The sequence below is a fragment of the Paenibacillus massiliensis subsp. panacisoli DSM 21345 genome, from assembly GCF_000426545.1.
GTDB classification, from domain to species: Bacteria; Bacillota; Bacilli; order Paenibacillales; family Paenibacillaceae; genus Paenibacillus; species Paenibacillus panacisoli.
Window position 1 is genome coordinate 192,177 of record NZ_KE384535.1, and the last position, 19,900, is coordinate 212,076.

Genomic DNA, 19,900 nt, shown 5'->3' on the forward strand with positions numbered 1-19,900 from the left:
TCAATCTTGACAATGTCAACATATGGAGTTATCTTTACAGTGTAAAGTTAAACGAAGGAGCGATAGGATTGAAGCCTGGACCTTACCATCATGGCGATTTACGTAAAACCTTAATTGAGACCGGTATTGAACTCATTGGCGAGGAAGGGCTAGGAGGTTTCTCCTTACGAAAGGTAGCAGCCAAGTGTGGTGTCAGTCACGCTGCGCCTTACAGCCATTTTAAGGATATGCAGGATCTGTTGGCTGCGATGGCCGATCACGTCACAGAGCAGTTCACGACCACCCTGCAAGTCTCTATTGAAGGGAACAATGACCCCATGTCGGAAATGGAAAAGCTGGGAACCGCCTATATATCCTTTTTCGAGCGGCACCCCACTTATTTTCCATTTATATTTTTTCAGTCAGGCATTGTTATTCAGGTAGACGCAGGAGCTGAGGACGTTCCGCCTTACCCGCCATTTGCCGTATTCCGGGCAACGGGCTATCGGCTGTTCCGCAGTCTGGGTCTCCCACCTGAACAGGACGACAACATGCTAATGGCCTACTGGTCGCTTGTGCACGGCGTAGCATCACTACTGTCAAGCAGTGGCATTCGATATTCAGGTGATTGGCAAAAAGTATGGCAAACCATTCTTCAGTCAGGAGGAACAGCTAATGAGACTGATAGTCCATGATTTAGCGAATGATGATTATGTTGCCTGCCTTAGCGGCTTCAGCAAGGATACCGATGAAGTAATCAGTGAGACGGGTTCCATTCGTCATTGTGTAGGCTGCTTCGGTTGTTGGGTTCGCACTCCGGGGACCTGCGTGCTCAAAGATTCTTATCAACACATGGGTGACCGGTTCGCCGCCTGCGAAGAGCTGGTACTCATCACCCGCAATGTATATGGAGGATATAGCCCGTTCGTCAGCAACGTGTTGAACCGCTCACTACCCTATGTTCTGCCCTATTTTGTAATTGAAGAAGGTGAGACACATCATCAGCAACGCTACAAGCAGCGCTTCAAATTCACCGTCCATTTTTATGGAGAAGGGATCACGGAGGCTGAACGTCACACAGCACAGGCACTGACTCGCGCTAATGCAATAAATCTGGATGTGTCCCATTATAGTGTTTCTTTTCACAACAGGCTTGACGAGTTAATGGAGGTGCAACTATGAACATTGCGCTGATTAACGGCAGTCCGAAGGGCGGAGCGACCAATTCTGGATTTCTGCTAGAAAAGCTCACGCCCTTCATCACCGAAGGCAACGAGCTGAAGTCGTACCGGGTGAATGCGAAGCAGCTGAAGGCTGAGCAATATCGGGAGCTTAACCAAGCCGATGTGATCGTACTGGCATTTCCGCTTTATTTTGATGCCATCCCTTCACATGTACTGCGGATGATGGTCGAGCTGCAAAATTTCCGACAGACTGAGCAAGGTAACCCGAATCTCTTCGTGTATGCGTTAATCAATAATGGATTTTTCGAAGGGAAGCAATGCACGATTGCAGCAGATATGATTAAGAACTGGTGCGTACGCTGCGGCTTCCGTTTTGGAATGGCAGTTGGTCACGGAGCAGGGGAGATGTTACACGAGTTAAAGATGCCGCTGGGAAAAGGTCCACTAAGGAATCTAGGCAATGCGATGACTCGGCTCAGCACGGCAATCCTCGCTCGAAGTAGTGCGGAATCGCTATTTATTCAGCCTAATTTCCCACGTATTATGTATCGAATGGCCGCTCATTTCTCCTGGCATCGTAAGGCCAAACAACATGGGCTTCGACCACAGGATTTGAGGAAGCGACCATTTCTAGAAAGTCGATTACGAAGATAACGCCGAGAATAATGAAGAATATGAATTTCATCTTGCGGTTGCATACTGCATTTGTAAAATCGGGATTTATTTTTTCTTACGACAATTCCATATTATTATATCAAATCACTACAATTTTATATATAAATGGAACCATTGCGCAGATATAATGACGGTATATTTAGATATCAGCCATCTGCTGATCAACGTGAAATTATATCATGCTGGCTCCTTTTCAGAAGTCGAGCCCGACCATACGGAGGATTAGTCCATGGGGAACAATCTATTTGAGGCAACGAAAAGACATCAGCTCAGTTGGATGCATGAGCCCAGTAGCTGGACATTTACGCAGGATGGAGAGCTGGTAATTGACGCACCTGCTAAGGCAGATTTCTTCAAAGACCCAGCTGGCAAGCATATCGTGCATTCCGCTCCTTTTCTATATTTGAATGTGGACTCGTCCTTTGAGCTGACAACACAAGTCAAGGTAGACATGCAACATCAGTATGATTCGGGCTGCCTGATGCTGATGGCGGATGAGAACAATTGGGCGAAGCTCTGCTTTGAATCCAACGGAGAATATCCGACCATTGTCTCTGTAGTGACGCAGCATGGCTTCTCGGATGACTGCAATTCGGAGCGTGTGGATGTAGAGCAGCCTTATTTGAGAATAGCGAAGGCTGGTCGTGTGGTGTCCTTTCATTACTCAGTGGATGGGGAGAGCTGGAAGCTGATTCGCTACTTTGGCATGGGAGCAGAGGGACCATTCATGGCTGGGGTTGTCGCACAATCTCCGATAGGCACAGGCTGCCAGGTCTCATTCAAGCATATGAAGTTGTCCGTACCGAACGAAGATAGTCGCTTTTAGCTATGTCTGTCTGTCGTTATTGCGCCTTTCCTTTTTCCATTTTGCAGCTTGAATGTGTATGGTGCTTACTGTAATAGATCATTCTTTGCCTACAATAGATCGTTCGCTGTTTATAATAGATTGTTCTAAATAGTCGCCATGCCAGACATTTCTGTCGGGATGGCGACTATTTGTGTTGAGGTGATCGAGATGAGCATGACGTGCTATTAGACTACGCAAGATTACCGAGGTGCTCAGCGATCTCTTCCACGGTCACCTGATAGAGTAGTTGGCCTGAATACAGCAGGAGACGGTTCTGACGAAAGCACTGAGCTTGAACTTGAAGCTGTCTAGCTTGTTCATTCCGGAAGGTGATCTTGGTGCCTTTCGTTAGATGGCGAGAATGCTCCAGCTTCTTGAGGACGTAGGTCCCGTGACGGCCATAGCCACCATCGAACAAGAAGTGATACCCATCTGTACAGAAGCCAGAAGAGCCTGAAATGCCCGGGTTCATCAAAGTAACGTTCGGCTGCTGCGTTCCACCTGTGATACAGCCGAGCGAGAAGTCCGTGTAGTAGTAGAACCATACTTCCTGATCCTTCACTACATTGAGTGCATAGCAATCAGCGATATCCACGGCTTGATTCTCATAGGTACGCTTCCCCTGATGGTCCCAGGCCAGCAAGCCAGATGCGCCAACCGGCTCACTCCACCCGTAATTTCCGAATACACCTTCATCAAAATAGCTGGTCCAGATCATACCTTCCTCGCTTACCTGGACATCCTGTATGCCGTCACCTAGCAGAAATTCATCCACAGTGAGCCCTTCATAATCGTATACTCTCGCATTCAGATCGTACTGATTCCTCCCGTAATATCTGCAACGTGCGCCGACGAGTAGCAGATGCTCGTGAAGTGGCTGTATATAGTGGTAATTGAAGCTGCTCCAGATCATAACATCATTCACGACGTGATCCGTCAGTACAAGGACTCTATAGAGCCTTTGCTTATGTAGCTTGGCTTGCACGAACATCCCTTTGTCTCTCTCGGGGAACTGATCGATGAGCAGAACATAGACCCGCCCATCCGCACCCCATTGAGTGGAGACAAGCTCAAAGCCTTCCATATAAGGTGTTAAATCTGCAAATGACTGTAGTTTTACCGCTTGTTGTGCCATGTTGATTCCTCCTGATCGTTTGCTGCAGACCTGCTGTCTGCTTGAGATATGCTCATTGTGCAGGAAAATGGCTGGCTCGAACATGGCAAAAGTATAGCGAGGCTAGGAAATATCTTTTTTTCATACAGCTCTCCAGCTATGCTTCCGTATGATTATAGGCAGGTTGGAAACACTACTTATCGTCATTCATTACCATTTCTCCCACAACGATGGAGCATACGACTTGATCGACAGGGAAGCGGCTGAACACAACAGGGAGGTGACGATGTGTGGTCTGAAGTGATGAAATATATTCCTGGCTGGCCGATTTGGTGGCAGGCCTTACTATTGGTGATGATTCCGATTGGACTAGCGAAGTTAACGGAAAGGCTGCAGACAGCGGTCAAGAATGGAAGCTTCAGCGATTCGAAGAATAGCAATAAGCAACATGCGAATAAGCAACAATCCAGTACAAAGAATCAACATGCTAAGCAGCAGCAGAGCTTACAAGGAAAGGACACCTTTCGTTCGAAGGATTCTCCACTGACCGGGGTCTATACCGCGGATATAGCTACGATACGACAAGGCTTTGGCAAGAACTCGGATGTACATATTCGTGAGTTCTATATGAAGGGGACCGATCTAAAGGCAGCTGTCCTGTATGTTGATGGGCTCGTGGATCAGCAGCTAATGGATGAATTCCTTATCACTACATTAATGCGTGAGGGCGTCCCTGATACCGTCGGAATGAAATGGAAGCGGCTCCCGCGGCAAGAGGCGTTCAAGGACTTCTTGAGCATGCGTCTATTGCCTGTTAGTGATATTCAGGAGTCATCGCATATTCAGGAGATCGCCAATGCGGTTCTTACTGGTAAAGGGGCGCTCCTCATAGACGGCATGACGGTGGCGATCTTAATCGGCTCGGCGAAGGGGAAGACCCGCAGTCTGGAAGAGCCCTTGTCCGAAGCATTACTGCGCGGCCCGCGCATTGGCTTCACCGAGCGTCTGGATGAGAATACCGCGTTACTACGACAGATTGGGAAAAATGAAAGTCTGTTCATTCAACAGTATGAGGTAGGGTCCAGGATCAAGAAAAAGCTGGCTATCGCGTATATGAAGGATATTGTGAATCCTGATCTGGTCCAGCAGGTGGAGACCCGTATTCAGCGTATGGATATGGATGCCATGCTGGAATCAGGCTATATAGAGCAGTTGATTGAGGATAGCACGCTGAGTCCGTTTCAGCAGGTGCTCAATACAGAGCGGCCTGACCGGGCGATCGGTGGCTTGCTGGAAGGCCGGGTAGTCATTATGCTGGATGGCACTCCATTTGTGCTCATTGTCCCTGGTACCTTCACCATGCTGCTGCAATCGCCTGAGGATTATTACGACCGCTGGATTCCGGGAACCTTTTTACGCTTGCTCCGCTTTATGTCAGCTACGCTGGCCTTACTTGCTCCAGCGCTATATATTTCGTTCATATCCTTCCATCCGGGGCTTATTCCGACCAAGCTTGCTTTAACCATTATTGATGCCCGTAGCGGTGTGCCGTTTCCCTCCATCATCGAGGCCTTGATTATGGAGCTATCCATTGAGATCCTGCGGGAAGCTGGGATTCGGTTGCCTAAGCCGATTGGACCAGCGATGGGGATCGTTGGCGGTCTGATTATCGGACAGGCGGCTGTTCAGGCAGGTATTATTAGCCAGTTTCTGGTTATTGTCGTGGCGATTACAGCGATATCATCCTTCACCATACCCGTCTATAGTGCCGGGATTACTTTGCGGATTTTGCGGTTCGTTGCCATGTTCTGTGCGGCTGCGCTTGGATTATTCGGCGTAGTTATGTTCTTCCTGCTGATATGTACACATCTCGCGCGGTTAAGCAGCTTTGGTGTACCGTATGTATCGCCAGCAGTACCGTATAATCTCAGGGATTGGAAGGATTTCGTCATCCGAGCACCGCTTAGCATGATGAAGCTGCGACCTGAAATGACCAAGCCAAATGATTCTGAGCGCAAAAATTAAAAATCATGTATGGAAGGGGGGAAACATATGAGCCGCTCTAAGTCTCGGGTCCACCTCAGTGCGACACAAGCTGCTGTTATCATCGTGAACTTTATGCTTGGGGCAGGCATTCTGACACTCCCGCGCACAACGGTTGACGCTGTTGGTACACCAGATGTGTGGATTGTAATTATCATGTCTGGTCTGGTCGTAGTCGGGCTGGGTCTAATTATCGTGGCATTGTGTCGCAGGTTCCCGGGGAAGACGGTATTTGAATTCACCCCAATCATCACTGGGAAATGGGTCTCTTACATTCTGCTGCTCCCTATGATCGTGTATTTCATCACCATCTCGGCCTTCGAGATCAGGGTGATGGCAGAGGTGACCGGTATGTTCCTACTGGAACGTACGCCTACATGGGCAATTGTCATGTTATTTATGTGGATCGGACTATACATGACCTCTGGGGGGCTTCCCGTGATCGTGCGTGTGTTTGAGATTATTTTGCCCATTACATTGATTATTTTTGTCCTCGAGATTTTGCTCAGCAGTCAACTATTCGAAATAAACAATCTAAGACCGCTGCTGGGTGAGGGCTTAATGCCGTTATTAAAGGGTCTCAAGCCAACATTACTGTCCTATACAGGCTATGAGGTTATGCTCGTCATGACTGCTTATATGAAGAATCCGGGCAAAAGTAATAAATCCGTGGTGTGGGGAGTACTGACATCAACAGTCATTTACCTTATTACGGTAGTCATGGTCATCGGCAGTCTCTCTGTAAACGGAATTATGACCAGAACATGGCCGACGCTTGATCTGCTTCGAAGCTTTGAGGTTCAGGGCCTAATCTTTGAGCGCTTTGAATCCTTGCTGCTGGTCATCTGGATCATGCAAATTTTCTCTACCTCGGCAATTGCCCACTATACAGCATCCATCGGTGTACGCGACTTGTTTCGACTTAAAGGAATGCATGCGGCTTTGTATATCTTCCTGCCCATCATCTACCTTTTGGCGATGATTCCCCAGGATGTGGATGAGACTCTGGCCTTGGGAGATATGCTTGGCAATGCATCCGTATATTTGTTTGGAATTCTGCCTGTGCTATTGCTGATGATTAGTATAATTCGCAAAAAGGGAGGGAAGCGTGCATGAGATGGGCTTGTCGGTTAGTCAGTACTATCATCGTACTGGCTGTATTGCTCACAGTAACTGGCTGCTGGAGTAGCCGGGAGATTGAGGACCTGAGTGTATATCTCGGTCTTGGCATCGACACCCCGCGTGAGACGCCGCTTGAGAAATACCTCACAAAGGAAGGCGCAGAATATCCCAAGGAAAATAACATTACCGCGACAGTGCAGATTGCCCCGGGTCATGTGAAATCCACGAAGAGTGCCGAGGGGGGCTCGAACACCTCAGATAAGTCCTCGTACTCGAATGAACAGCTTACAGGTGACTCTCTGTTACAGATATTTCGGCATTTTGCTTTACTTAGGGACCGTCCCTTAATTGGCCATCATCTGAAGGTCATCGTCATCTCTAAGGATGTTGCCAAGAAGTATAGACTCGATCAATTGCTGGATTTTGTGTTGCGGGATAATGACATTCGGCTGAATTGCCTCGTATTACTGAGCCATGAGCGTGCCTTGGATGTGCTAACCTTGAAGGATCAATCTCAAATCCCAGCGTTCTATCTTACAGGCATGGTCAATAATTCGTATTTGATCAACAAGATCCTTGAGCCCATGACATTGGCCAAGCTCGATGCCAAGCTAAAGGCAGGATCAAGCTTTCTACTTCAGAATGTGATTTCCTTTGATGGGGATGACAAATTCTCTGGGGCAGGTATATTTAGTGGCAAGACGACCAAATATATTGGAGCGCTCAGTCAGACAGATCTGGAGGGTCTTGCCTGGATTAATCTGCAGTCACGGGCTGGTATCGTAAAGACCTACAACAAAGAAGGTTACACAGTTGTCTACGAAACCAAGAAAAATAAGACGACGATTACGCCTACCGTAAGAGGCAAGGACATCTCCTTCCATGTCAATGTCGATTCGGAGGGATGGCTCATGGAGGACTGGATCATCCCCGAGACAGAGGAGAAGGGGGCGTATCTCAAAGAGCTGGAGAAGGATTTTGCAGACATAGCCGAGCAGCAGATTGAGCAGGTGCTGCATAAGCTCCAGCACACCTACAAGGTCGATGTGGCTGATTTTGGAGAGGTCCTCCGCATTAAGGAGCCGAAGGTGTGGAAGCAGGTGAAGGATAACTGGGATGAGATCTTCAGCGAGGCAACGGTCACTTACAAGGTGAAGGTGAAGGTAACAAGTCGAGGCTCCTCCACGAAATAAGGGAATATGACTGGTGAAGTGTATACCATTTCGAATAATGCACGTACAACGATGGCTATCACACACGAAGCGGCAGAACTCCTGCATGTTCGTGTGTTTTTTTTGTGGTGGTGAGCGGGGAAGCGGATAATCAATTGATGTGATTGTATTTTTATGGATGTAGGGATAGTACGCTAGGAGTGTTGAGACATGATTCTTACAGGGGGAGGAAGCATACACGTGAAACAGGAACTGGCGAAGAGAAGGCTGGTAGCATCAGGAAGCACACCGAGCAAATTGACATTATTCAAAAAAGACTTGCTTCGTAACAGGTATATCTATTTGATGCTCGTGCCAGTCATTGCTTACTATGGCATATTTCAATATGGTCCGATGTATGGCTTGCTGATGGCGTTCCAAAAAAATTATAATCTCACGCACGGGATCTGGGGAGGGACATGGGTTGGTGTTGAGAACTTCATTACCTTCTTCAACAGCTACTATTTCTGGAGACTTCTGAAGAACACGCTCATATTGAGCTTGTACAGCATTATTCTGGGGTTCCCTGCACCGATTATTCTTGCTCTGCTGCTGCATGAAGTGAGAAGCAAGATGTTCAAGCGTACTGTGCAGACCGTAAGCTATCTGCCGCATTTTATATCAGTGGTGGTCGTCGTGGGCATGATGAAGACGTTCTCGTCACTTGACGGGGGCTTGTTCAATATCGCCCGTGACATGTTCAGCCTACAGCCAATGATGTTCTTCTCGGAGCCGGATATGTTCCGACCTATGTATATTATATCGAATATATGGCAGGGGGCCGGGTGGGCATCGATTATCTTCCTCGCAGCACTCGCCAATATTGATTCCCAGCTGTATGAGGCAGCCAAGATGGATGGAGCGGGTAGATGGCGCCAGTTCCTGCATGTAACCTTGCCAGGCATTATGCCTACGATCGTTATTATGCTAATTCTACGCTTGGGAGCGGTCATGAATTCCGATCTGCAAAAGATCCTTCTCATGCAGACGGCACCTACTTATGAGGTATCAGATGTCATATCGACCTTCGTCTATCGCTCAGGGGTGCTGGAGGCCAACTATGCATACTCGACAGCAGTGGGCCTATTTAATGGATTGGTGAATTTCCTGCTGCTCATCATTGCGAATGCCATCAGTAGGAAGGCGAACTCTACAACACTGTGGTAGAAAGGAGGAGCATGGAATGAAGCGTTCCATTGCTGAACGAATTTTTGACGGGGCGAACTATCTGATGCTGGGCATCGTTATTCTTATCTCGGTCTATCCCATGCTGTATATATTCAATGCTTCCGTAAGCGAACCGAATGCATTGCTGCAAAATCGTTCCTTCATGCTATGGCCCGAGGGAATCACATTTGCGGCCTATGAGCATGTGTTGCAGGATTCCAAAATCTATCGCGGCTACATGAATACCCTCTTTTATGTCATTGTAGGGACCTCGTTCAATCTACTGATGACTTCGCTCGCAGCCTATGCATTGTCCAGGCCAGATCTGATGATTCGTAAGGCGCTAATGAAGATTGTTGTATTCACCATGTTCTTCAGCGGCGGCATGATTCCAACCTTCCTGTTAATTCAGAATCTGGGCTTGATTAATAGCCGGCTGGCCCTGATTCTACCGGTGGCAATCAACACCTTTTACCTGATTATTATGAAGACCAATTTTGAGAGCGTTCCCAAAGAGCTCATCGAATCCGCCAAGCTGGATGGAGCGAATGATTTTACCATACTGTTCCGAATCATATTGCCGATCTCCAAGCCGATTCTGGCGGTGTTAACGCTGTATTATGCTGTTGATCATTGGAATGATTACATGGGTCCGCTGCTGTACCTGCGTAATGCAGACCTGTATCCGATCCAGATCATACTCAGAGATATTCTGCTAAGCAATAGCACCGAGGCGATGGGGCCCGGAGCGGATACGGGATATGCACTGGGCGAGAATATCAAGTATGCGACCATTATTATTTCTACCCTGCCGATTGTCATGGTGTATCCGTTCATCCAGAAATACTTTGTTCAAGGCGCTCTGCTTGGTGCTGTAAAACAATAAGAACTAACCTACATGAAGGAGGAATTTGGCTCTATGAACAAAAATGGTGCGACAAAAAATAATATGAAGAAAAACCTGTCTCTGGCCTTATGTCTTGTATTCGTGTGCTCTATCTTTCTCAGTGCTTGCGCTGGACAAGAGCAGTCCAAGGAATCACCTTCGGAAGACCTCGCTAATGTTGAAGCACTTACTTCCATCCCGTTACCGATAGTAGAGGAGCCTATGACGATTGATTACTGGCGGGCTAACGATGGCAAGCTCACGGCATCACTACAGAATTTTGGTGAGATGGCTGCCTACAAGAAGAAGGAAGAGCTAACTGGCATCAAGGTCAATTTCATTCATCCACCGCTGGGACAGCAGAAGGATCAATTCAATCTACTCGTTGCTACCAACGACATGCCTGACGTTATCTATTATAACTGGTCCGACGCGGTAGGCGGTCCCGGCAAGATGCTGGCAGACGGCAGGATTATCAAGCTGAATGACTATATTGACAAATATGCGCCCAATCTTAAGAAGCTGATCGAGAGTGACGAGGAGATCCGCAAGCAAATCACCATGGATGACGGGACGATCTACATGTTCCCATATATGCGTGCTGATGCGGAGAAGCTCAATGCTACAGCAGGTATGATCCTCAGAAAGGATTGGCTCGATAAGCTGAATCTGGAGGTACCTGCTACTATAGATGATTGGTACACGGTGCTTAAGGCGTTCAGGACACAGGATCCGAATGGCAATGGTCTCCAGGATGAGCTTCCGTACACGGCGAATTGGGGGCCGGGCAATCTGAGCAAGCTGCATGATTTTGCTCCGTCCTTCGGCGTCATTGGCGGCTTTCAGTTCAAGGATGGGAAGATAGTATACGGCCCATTAGAGCCTGAATACAAGCAATTTATTGAGACGATGGCCAAATGGTATCAGGAGGGCTTGTTCGATCCAGAGATGATGACGAATGATGGTAAAGCCTTCGACTACAAGATCACGAATGGTCAGGCTGGTGCTTATAGCGCTGGAGTATTCAGTGGCATGGCTAAATATCTGAATTTGATGAAGTCTTCTGATCCAGACTTTAAGCTTGTGGGAGCTCCATGGCCCACAGGTACCGCAGGTAAGCCTTATATGACCTTTACACTTAATAACAAGGTCCTGACCTATGGTGCAGCCATTACGTCGTCGGCCGATGAAGAGAAGATCAAGTATATCGTCCAGTGGATGGATTTCAACTATAGCCCGGAGGGGCATGATCTGTTCAACTTTGGAATTGAAGGGGAGAGCTACGTCAGAGAAGGGGACGCAATCCGCTTCACAGATGAGATCATGAACAATCCGAGTCTGACCTATGATCAGGCACTGGCCGCCTATGCCATGTCCATCATGGATGGGCCGATGAATCAGGACAGCCGTTATCTGGATGCTTTAATGACCTACGATGAGCAAAAGGAAGCGAATCAGGTCTGGATCAAGGGGGATCAATCGCTTCTGCTGCCTGTACTGCACTTCACGGAGGATGAGTCTCGACAGAACGCTTCGATCATGAATCCTATAACCACGTACCTGAACGAAATGATGACCAAATTCATCATGGGTCAGACTCCGATGAGTGAGTACGATAAATTTGTGGATACCATCAAGAGTATGGGGATTGATCAGATGACCAAAATTCATGAGGATGCTTATCAACGTTATACAGCGCGCTAATATCAATAAATGGAGCAACGAACTGCCAATCTGAATTCAAGAACTGTGCTCGTCAGCCAGATGCCACCGCGCTGGCTGACCATGCATCATCATACGAACTCAAAGGAAGTTAAGCTGGCGATTAGTCGTACCGCCTTCTGAAGACAATATAGCGCCGGCTCATGATGATATCTTGGAGCCGGCGCTTATTAAGTTGTTATTATACATTTTGCTCTGTTGCGGGCTTAACTGATAAATTACCCCATACTCAATTGAAATGATTATTCACCTGTTGCGATGCTGTGCTATAGTATGTTGTAAGCGTATACAATGGTTGGGATGCTATTTGATGGTATATGATTAGTGCGGAACATAACTACAAATACGAGGTACTGTTGATGATGAGAAAAATCAGAAAGGCTCTTTCCTCCAGATTGATGCGGAATAAGGTTCTGATCATTGCCTCTTTACTTGCTACCATTCCGGTCTTAATCATGGGCATGACTGCTTATTTCATTGCAAGCAAGAACATCATTCAGGATATAGGAGCAGCCAATCAAGAGACGATGCTGCAGATTCAACAAAGAATAGACGAGAAGCTAAGCACCCTGGAAAACATGACTTTACAGAATGCAACGAACCCTACGTTTGCTCATTTTCTGTCTTTGTCAAAGCCCGGGGAGGATATTGAAGCCTTGGGGATGACGATGACGATCCTGAGCTCCATGCAGGTGCTCATTGACGATGTGAATTCCGTATATTTGTATCGTCCAGATCAACAGCTCGTGGTCTCGCCGGATTTCGGAATGCGCAGTGACCAGGTCCTGCCCGCGTATATCAAGGAGGCGGTGTCGCTATCTCCAAGCAAAATCTGGCTGGATCATCGGCTGGAATCCTATACCTATAGAGATGGGTTGCATCAGATCACTTTGATTCGCAAGATCGATACGCCCGATAACAGTTCAGGCGGTTATCTGATCGTCAATCTGGATGAGACTACATTATTCCGCATTTTCAATAACATGAACCTTGGAGAAAATAGAGAACTGCTGATCATTACCCCGCGTTATAACATTTTTTCGGACCAATCACAGCATCTGCTGAAGCGTCCACTGCAGGAGTACAGCTTCCTTGGGAGCATGATGGACCCCTCATCACCTACGAATACTTCAACCGTACAGATTGATGGCCTTAAGATGTCACTTAATTACATTGAATCGCCCTACAATGGGTGGAAATATGTCACGATTGTTCCGTACAGCGATGTTACGCAGCATCTGCAAAAAATCCAGCAGGCTACGCTAATGATCTGTCTTCTGCTTGTCGTGGTCAGTGCACTGGCGTCCGGCGTACTATCAAAGCGTTGGCTTCACGCTTTCCAATCGCTAATTGAGGTAGTGAAGAAGAAGTCAGGAGGGGCTGATGGCCGAGCCGAAGAGAATGAATTCACGCTCATCCGCAGCTATTTCGAGTCACTGGAGCACAACAATGATCGACTGGAGAAGCAGATCGAGGATTCGATGCCGACGCTGAGAAGTAATTTTATTCATCGGCTGTTAAACGAGCCCTTCCGGCCCGATATGATTGAGCAGGCTGCTTACTATGACGTACCTGATCGGCATCCTTATTATACAGTCGTCTGCATCGAATTGGATAACATGCGTGGTCACACCGAGCAGGACACCAATCTGTTCCATTATGCAGTGCTGAATATCGTGAAAGAGGTTGTCCATCATCATGCAGAGGGCATGGTGGTGCAAATGCATAGCGGGCATATCGTGATGCTGTTGAATCATAAAGAGCAGAAGCGTACGCTGGACCCCAATACTGGCGTATTTCACATAGCGGAAGAGATTCGTAGCATAGCTGAGTCCTTACTGCACATCACAGTGACGCTGGGGGTCGGACATAGCTATGAAGGGCTGGGTCAGGTCAAGCGTAGCTTCCGTGAGGCTATGGAATCACTGGATTACCAGTTAATTCAGGGAAGCGGCAAGGTACTGTACATTGGTCAGATCAAGCTGGAGGGCTCCTCCATGCATTACCCCTATGAATATGAGCAGCAGATTATTACAAGTCTCAAGCTGGGTAAACTCGGCAAAATTCAAGATTTGCTGGATAGCTTCGCACATGCGTTGAAATCAGAGGCAGTGGATTACGATCAGGTCCGTCAATCCTTCACGCAGCTGCTTGCCGTCTCCCAACGCACGATGCTGGAGCTGGACGCGAATAGCCCCCAAATTCACGGCTCCAAGCTGTACCAACGGCTGTTCGAGCTCAATACAACGGAGAAGATCGTACATTGGTTCAAGACCGAGATCTATCCTCCAATGACCGAGCATATCCAATCCAGATTGGAGCAGCGGACCCATAGTACTATTCAGCAAGCTCTGGATTATATACAGGAGCACTACGATTCTGATCTATCCATGCCTATCGTGGCCGATTATATTGCGATGCCTGTGTCTCATTTTAGCCATGTCTTCAAGCTGGAGGTAGGAATGACATTCTCGGAGTATCTGATTGCGTATCGGATGGAGAAGGCGAGAGAGCTGCTGGAGACTACCAATGACAAGATCTCCGACATTGCTGAGAAGCTTCGATACAACAACTCGCAGAATTTCATCCGTGTATTCAAGAAAATGAACAGTGCGACCCCTGGTGAATACCGCACCCGCTTCCATAAGGAACGGCTTGAGACGAAGAGTGGCTCGTAGGTGAGATAGTTATAGTTCTAGCATGATGCGTCGGCTCTATGTGGCAGTAGGAGGTGGTAGATGGCTATAGGTGGATTATAAAGGGAAAGAGGCTCCGCGATGGAGACCTCTATTTCTCTATGTTTGCTGACGGCTCATTTCTGCTATGCTTCTAATTGGTCTAGTCCAAGAAAATCTGCGCAAGATGAGCAAAGAAATGACTTCCAAATCATGTGTTTCTTTGAAATAATGGGCTTATTACATTTGGTGCAGAATTACAATAATGGAGGAGGATAATGAGATGGATATTGATAAGTGGATCATTGAAGCAGACATACTTAGCATGCAAAAAGCTATGGAGTCTTGGGAAATAAGCTCTGAAGATTTAGTATTAGCTTACATAGAAAGAATCCGTAGATTGGATACGAAAATAAATTCAATTCTAGAAATCAATCCAGAGGCTGTTGAGATCGCAAGGAATTTAGATAAAGAAAGGAAAGATAATGGAGCTAGAGGGCTATTGCACGGAATCCCCATTCTGCTCAAGGATAATATTGATACACATGACAAAATGCATACCAGTGCAGGTTCAATCTCACTAGAGAATTCCATTGCGGTAGAAGATTCGGTTGTTGCTACCAGGCTCCGTGCGGCGGGTGTTGTCTTGCTCGGTAAAACCAATATGACTGAGTGGGCTAACTTTATGTCTAATGAAATGTGGGCAGGTTATAGTTCCAGAGGCGGCTTGGTGTTGAACCCTTATGGACCAGGGGAGTTATTTGTTGGCGGTTCAAGTTCCGGTTCTGCTGCATCTGTTGCAGCGAACCTTGGAGCAGCAGCGATTGGGACGGAGACAACTGGTTCTATTATTTGCCCTTCCAGCCAAAATAGCGTTGTAGGCATCAAACCGACGATTGGACTGGTCAGCCAGTCAGGAATTATTCCCATTACCTTTAGCCAGGACACGGCCGGTCCAATTGCAAGAACAGTGACGGATGCCGCAATTATTCTTGGCACTTTGGTTAATTCGGTCGATTCAGACGAGCAGGAAACCGACTCTCAAGATATAAATCATGGCTACCAAGACTACACTCAATTCTTGGATAGACACTTTTTGCAGCAAGCCAGAATAGGGGTTCCAAGATTTTATTATGAAGGTTTGGATGAAGAAAGGATTCAAATTGTTGAAGAAGCTATAGCAGTATTGAAAAGGGAAGGGGCGACGATTGTTGATCCTGTGAGTCTGCCTTGTGAAAATACAGAATGGGATGCAAATGTTTTACGGTACGAATTTAAATATGCTCTCAACAATTATTTGGCACGGTTACCTGAAGGTGTCCCTGTTCATTCACTAGCAGAAATCATTGCTTTTAATGATCAGCATGCAGAGAGAGCTTTGAAATATGGACAAGGTACACTAATCTGGTCGGAAGAAACAAGTGGTACCTTGAAGGAAAAGGAATATCTGCAAAGCTTGATGCAGAATACGGAGATGGCTAGAGAAAAGGGAATAGATTATGCTTTGAAAGAGCATCGGCTGGATGCACTTATGTTCCTTGGAAGTGACGGGGGAGCTGATCTTGCAGCAAGAGCGGGCTATCCCATTATAACTGTTCCTGGAGGCTATGCCACAAAAGGAATTATGGCTCCAGAAGGTTATACCACCAAAGGACCGCAAGGGATATCATTTGTTGGTACAGCATTTAGTGAGCCTGTGCTGATCAAAATTGCGTTTGGTTTTGAACAGGCTACTAAGCATCGCTTTCCGCCTGACATGGGTTGAGACTTTTGCTATTTGATCTATGGCTGCTGCTGGATTTGCTGGTAGATGTGCACCGGTAGAAGTTTATAGGACGTTATATGGACAGGGTTGGACTCCTCTTAGTTGTGTAAAACTTTGTCCATATAAAACTACAACAAATAATGTTGGACATGGGTTCATCATAGTTTCAATTAGATTGGGTGAAAATAGCATTGAAGTGAGAGTGTCATATTCGTATTTCAGAGATGAAACCGAACCAAAGGAGTGTTGAAAGGATGAAAGCTATCATTCTGGGAGTTGGCGAATCAAAAGCTTATGATGGTTCCCAAACAAAGATTAGAATGCCCTTTGCAAACGATTTTTTAAAACTTACAACAAGTTAGAAATAAGTCGAAATCCATGGTTTTAATAGGAGAGATTATTAATTACTTGAACCAACATCACAAGATGAAACCTTTTACATTCTGAGATTGAGGAATAGTTACTTCATGCTTTTAATGATTCACAGGACTTTGTCAGTCTTATGGAATCCTTTAAGTCTTATAATCAATTGTTTTTTTCTATTTACTTCTGTTATTAATGAAATACAAAATGGACCGGTGTCTGAGCCACACATAAATTTGCTAAGCTTTTGAAAAAAGATGATGTTATTGTTACTTTCAATTGGGATACGCTTATGGATAGCGAGCCTTAGCTGAAACTACAGAATGGACTTCTGATGCTGGGTATTTCGTAACGCCTAAAATGATCTATAGAAATGCATGGGAACCTGCTTCAATAACACAAAAAAACTGATTATCCTAAGCTTATTAAGCTACACGGTTCTAACAACTGGCTAATTAGTGCAAATACAATTGAAAATGAGAAGATAATAATGACTCAGTCAGCTGGCCCAGAAACTATTTATATTTTTGAATTTACAATTGATCCTTACGATACATATAATGGTAGATATATGAGTAATTATGAGCCGCACTCCTATGGGAACTACCCATCGAATATACCCGACTCAGGAAAACCAGCTCCAGAAGATCAAGTGCTCGTTAGATTAACTCCAAGATTTTCTCATATGCCTAAAGGCACTGCGGGGAAGTCTGGACTTACTTCAATGCCTTTAATTATCCCACCTGTTAAACACAAAACCTACGACATTTATGGCTACTTTTTAAGGAGCTATGGAGAGGCAGAACTTTGTTTGACTGAACCAAGTGAGATTATTATTGGATACTCTTTTCCAGTGACGGATATTCAAAGCAACCATTTGTTTAAAAATGCTTTCATGAAAAGGAAAACTGTACGGCGAGTTACGATTGTTGATCCTAACCCGCACAGAATAAAGAAAAAATTATCAATCGTTTGGTATGCTTGATGATCATTTGGTAATTAATCAAGATTATTTTTCTAAGGACTTTCCTTTTGATAAATTATTTTAGCAGCACTAGACCCATCTCAGGACTCAAGCAACCTCACCAAACATTAGTAGCATCATGCGTCGGCGAATGGTTAAGGTGCTTATCCTTTAACGAAAATTCAAACATGGAAGAATGGTGATGAACGACATGAGAACAATAATCACACCTGAAGTTAATCCGAGTAGAGAGTTTCTTGAAATTGCAGCAGATTTTTCAAATCCCTTAGATATTATAAGAGAAGCAATAAGCAATGCCTTTGATGCAAAGTCTACAGAGATATACATATTGTTTGATGTTATTTCTGAGTATGGTAGGAAAAAACTAAGAATCATAATTAGGGATGACGGAGAGGGTATGGATTTTGAAGGACTTAAATCGTTCTTTGATCTTGGTAACTCATTAAGAAAAGATCGAAAGAATGAAGATTCTACTCTAATTGGAGAAAAAGGACATGGAACTAAAATATATTTTAACTCTGAAAGTATCGGGGTTATTACAGGTAAACAGGGAACGAAACTTTCAGCAAAGATGCACAATCCGCTGGGGCTTCTTTATGAGGGCCAGGTTCCGACCGTGGAAGTATACGAAGAAGAAGTTCAATATAAGGGTACATATATTGAAATAATCGGGTATAACAATAACGAGCGCGATGTATTTAATCATGATCGTATTAAAGATTACATATATTGGTTTACGAAATACGGTTCATTTGAAAATGAAATATCTGGTAATAACATTTATGGTGATGTGAAATTACACCTCCAGGGCGTTGATAAGAATGAGCAAGAACTACTAACATTCGGTCATAAGTTTCCGGAGGAATCTAAAAGCTTAGAAAAATTATTGAAAGATTACACTGTTGATGCTCCGGATCATTATGTTAAAAAGTGGGTTTTTACGGGAGGGTTAAGAAAATTTCCTGACATAAAATATGAAGCAATCTTTTATATAGAGGGAAATAAGGCGAAGCGTAGCGTCAATAACATGATAAGGCGAAGTGGATATAGCGCTCCAGATGGTGCTTATACCGTTCAAGAGAGGTATGGTATTTGGCTTGCAAAAGATTATATTCCAGTACAAAGAAAAAACGACTGGATTGGAAGCAGAGGATCTGAATATACAAAATTACATGCTTTCTTTAATTGCCAAGATTTGAGAATGACTGCGAACCGTGGCTCGATTGATAATACTCCTGGAGATATATTAGAAGAAATTAAATTATCAATTCAAGATATGTACTCACAGATCACAGACAGTGATGATTGGCTTAATCTAGAAATGTTAGAGCAACAATCGCAGGCATTTCAAAGTGAACGTAAGGAAGAGAAAGATTTTGAAAAAAGAGAAAAATATATTAAGACTGCCAAAGTTGCTGAGCACAAAGCTATAATTTTACGAGAACCAAGGCAGGAACATGGTGTTTTTGCAATTTACCATGCCATTGATATTCTTGAAAAGGATTTATTTCCTTTTGAGATTATAGATTACGATACCCATGCGGGGATTGATGTGTTGGCACGTTTGAAGAATACTAGTGTGGATCTGCAACGTTCTTTCCTTAGATTTGTTGAATTCAAGCACATATTGAAAGAAAACTTTAATCATTCTTTTAAGAGATTGTATGGCATCGTTTGCTGGAAATTAGCCATTAAAAATGATGAGACGGTGACTGATACATTTGGTCATACTAGGAAACTGAGATGCGTTCCTAAAACCTCTAATGATAATTTTACTCAGTATTTTTTAGAAGATGAAAGGAATCCACATAGAATTGAGATTATCGTTCTAGAAGAATATTTACAGGAACGATTGGGGATTTGGTTTAAGAGGATGAAACATTAATCGAATTGGTTATTATGATAATGTAGAGCGTGAGGTAGCCATAGAGAATATAAAATTATATTTCTGTCCGAATCGGAAGAGTAAATATACCTTACGCCAACTTCCCAAATATCCAAATAATCACATTTCAGCGGATTGTGGATTAGCTAAGCCACCTCTCGCCTCTATATTCATGATTAGAAAAAAGCGACCAATTTGGGTCGCTTTTCTGCTTCTAAGTATGATGAGAAAGCCACATAATGCCTTTTGCTCTTTTTTATTGATATAAGTGGAAACT

Annotated in this window: 15 protein-coding genes; 14 read left to right on the forward strand and 1 reads right to left on the reverse strand. The window is 45.1% G+C overall.

Going from position 1 to position 19,900, the window contains the following annotated elements; translation table 11 throughout:
• Positions 1–68: 68 nt before the first annotated feature.
• From K331_RS0126455 to K331_RS0126470, 4 genes are all read left to right on the forward strand, one after another.
• Positions 69–674, forward strand: a complete 606-nt coding sequence (locus tag K331_RS0126455) for a TetR/AcrR family transcriptional regulator (protein WP_028592628.1) — start codon at positions 69–71, stop codon at positions 672–674.
• Complete coding sequence (locus K331_RS0126460; protein WP_028592629.1) at positions 655–1,161, forward strand: flavoprotein; 507 nt, start codon at positions 655–657, stop codon at positions 1,159–1,161. Before K331_RS0126455 ends, K331_RS0126460 begins: the two co-directional genes overlap by 20 nt.
• Positions 1,158–1,817, forward strand: coding sequence for a hypothetical protein (locus K331_RS0126465; RefSeq protein ID WP_028592630.1), 660 nt, complete (start codon positions 1,158–1,160; stop codon positions 1,815–1,817). The genes K331_RS0126460 and K331_RS0126465 overlap by 4 nt, the downstream gene beginning before the upstream one ends.
• Positions 1,818–2,067: 250 nt before the next feature.
• Positions 2,068–2,664, forward strand: a complete 597-nt coding sequence (locus tag K331_RS0126470) for a DUF1349 domain-containing protein (RefSeq protein WP_028592631.1) — start codon at positions 2,068–2,070, stop codon at positions 2,662–2,664.
• Between the two features lie 211 nt (positions 2,665–2,875).
• Here K331_RS0126470 and K331_RS0126475 read toward each other — a convergent pair whose 3' ends face one another.
• On the reverse strand, positions 2,876–3,820 hold the full coding sequence (locus tag K331_RS0126475) for a hypothetical protein (RefSeq protein ID WP_028592632.1): 945 nt from the start codon (positions 3,818–3,820) through the stop codon (positions 2,876–2,878).
• Between the two features lie 267 nt (positions 3,821–4,087).
• Between K331_RS0126475 and K331_RS0126480 the strand changes: the two genes are divergently transcribed.
• The 10 genes from K331_RS0126480 to K331_RS0126530 all read left to right on the forward strand — a co-directional run bounded on the left by K331_RS0126480 (position 4,088) and on the right by K331_RS0126530 (position 19,623).
• A complete protein-coding gene (locus tag K331_RS0126480; RefSeq protein WP_028592633.1) occupies positions 4,088–5,824 on the forward strand; it encodes a spore germination protein in 1,737 nt (578 codons plus the stop codon).
• 27 nt (positions 5,825–5,851) lie between these two features.
• Positions 5,852–6,958 (forward strand): GerAB/ArcD/ProY family transporter, encoded by a 1,107-nt coding sequence (locus K331_RS0126485; RefSeq protein ID WP_028592634.1) that lies wholly within the window; start codon positions 5,852–5,854, stop codon positions 6,956–6,958.
• Positions 6,955–8,157, forward strand: a complete 1,203-nt coding sequence (locus K331_RS0126490; RefSeq protein WP_028592635.1) for a Ger(x)C family spore germination protein — start codon at positions 6,955–6,957, stop codon at positions 8,155–8,157. Before K331_RS0126485 ends, K331_RS0126490 begins: the two co-directional genes overlap by 4 nt.
• A gap of 189 nt (positions 8,158–8,346) precedes the next feature.
• Positions 8,347–9,342: an ABC transporter permease gene (locus K331_RS0126495; protein ID WP_226383705.1), complete on the forward strand. Its 996-nt coding sequence runs from the start codon at positions 8,347–8,349 to the stop codon at positions 9,340–9,342.
• A 16-nt stretch (positions 9,343–9,358) separates the two neighbouring features.
• A complete protein-coding gene (locus tag K331_RS0126500; RefSeq protein ID WP_028592637.1) occupies positions 9,359–10,228 on the forward strand; it encodes a carbohydrate ABC transporter permease in 870 nt (289 codons plus the stop codon).
• Between the two features lie 33 nt (positions 10,229–10,261).
• Positions 10,262–11,932, forward strand: a complete 1,671-nt coding sequence (locus tag K331_RS0126505) for a type 2 periplasmic-binding domain-containing protein (RefSeq protein ID WP_211237362.1) — start codon at positions 10,262–10,264, stop codon at positions 11,930–11,932.
• 377 nt (positions 11,933–12,309) lie between these two features.
• Positions 12,310–14,628, forward strand: a complete 2,319-nt coding sequence (locus tag K331_RS0126510; protein ID WP_028592639.1) for a helix-turn-helix domain-containing protein — start codon at positions 12,310–12,312, stop codon at positions 14,626–14,628.
• Between the two features lie 280 nt (positions 14,629–14,908).
• The gene (locus K331_RS0126515; protein WP_028592640.1) at positions 14,909–16,390 is read left to right on the forward strand and encodes an amidase family protein; all 1,482 of its coding nucleotides are present in this window, start codon (positions 14,909–14,911) and stop codon (positions 16,388–16,390) included.
• Positions 16,391–17,243: 853 nt separating this feature from the next.
• Entirely contained in the window at positions 17,244–17,738 is a 495-nt protein-coding gene (locus K331_RS0126525) for a hypothetical protein (protein ID WP_028592641.1), read from the forward strand.
• 181 nt (positions 17,739–17,919) lie between these two features.
• A complete protein-coding gene (locus K331_RS0126530; RefSeq protein ID WP_028592642.1) occupies positions 17,920–19,623 on the forward strand; it encodes an ATP-binding protein in 1,704 nt (567 codons plus the stop codon).
• Positions 19,624–19,900: the final 277 nt, after the last annotated feature.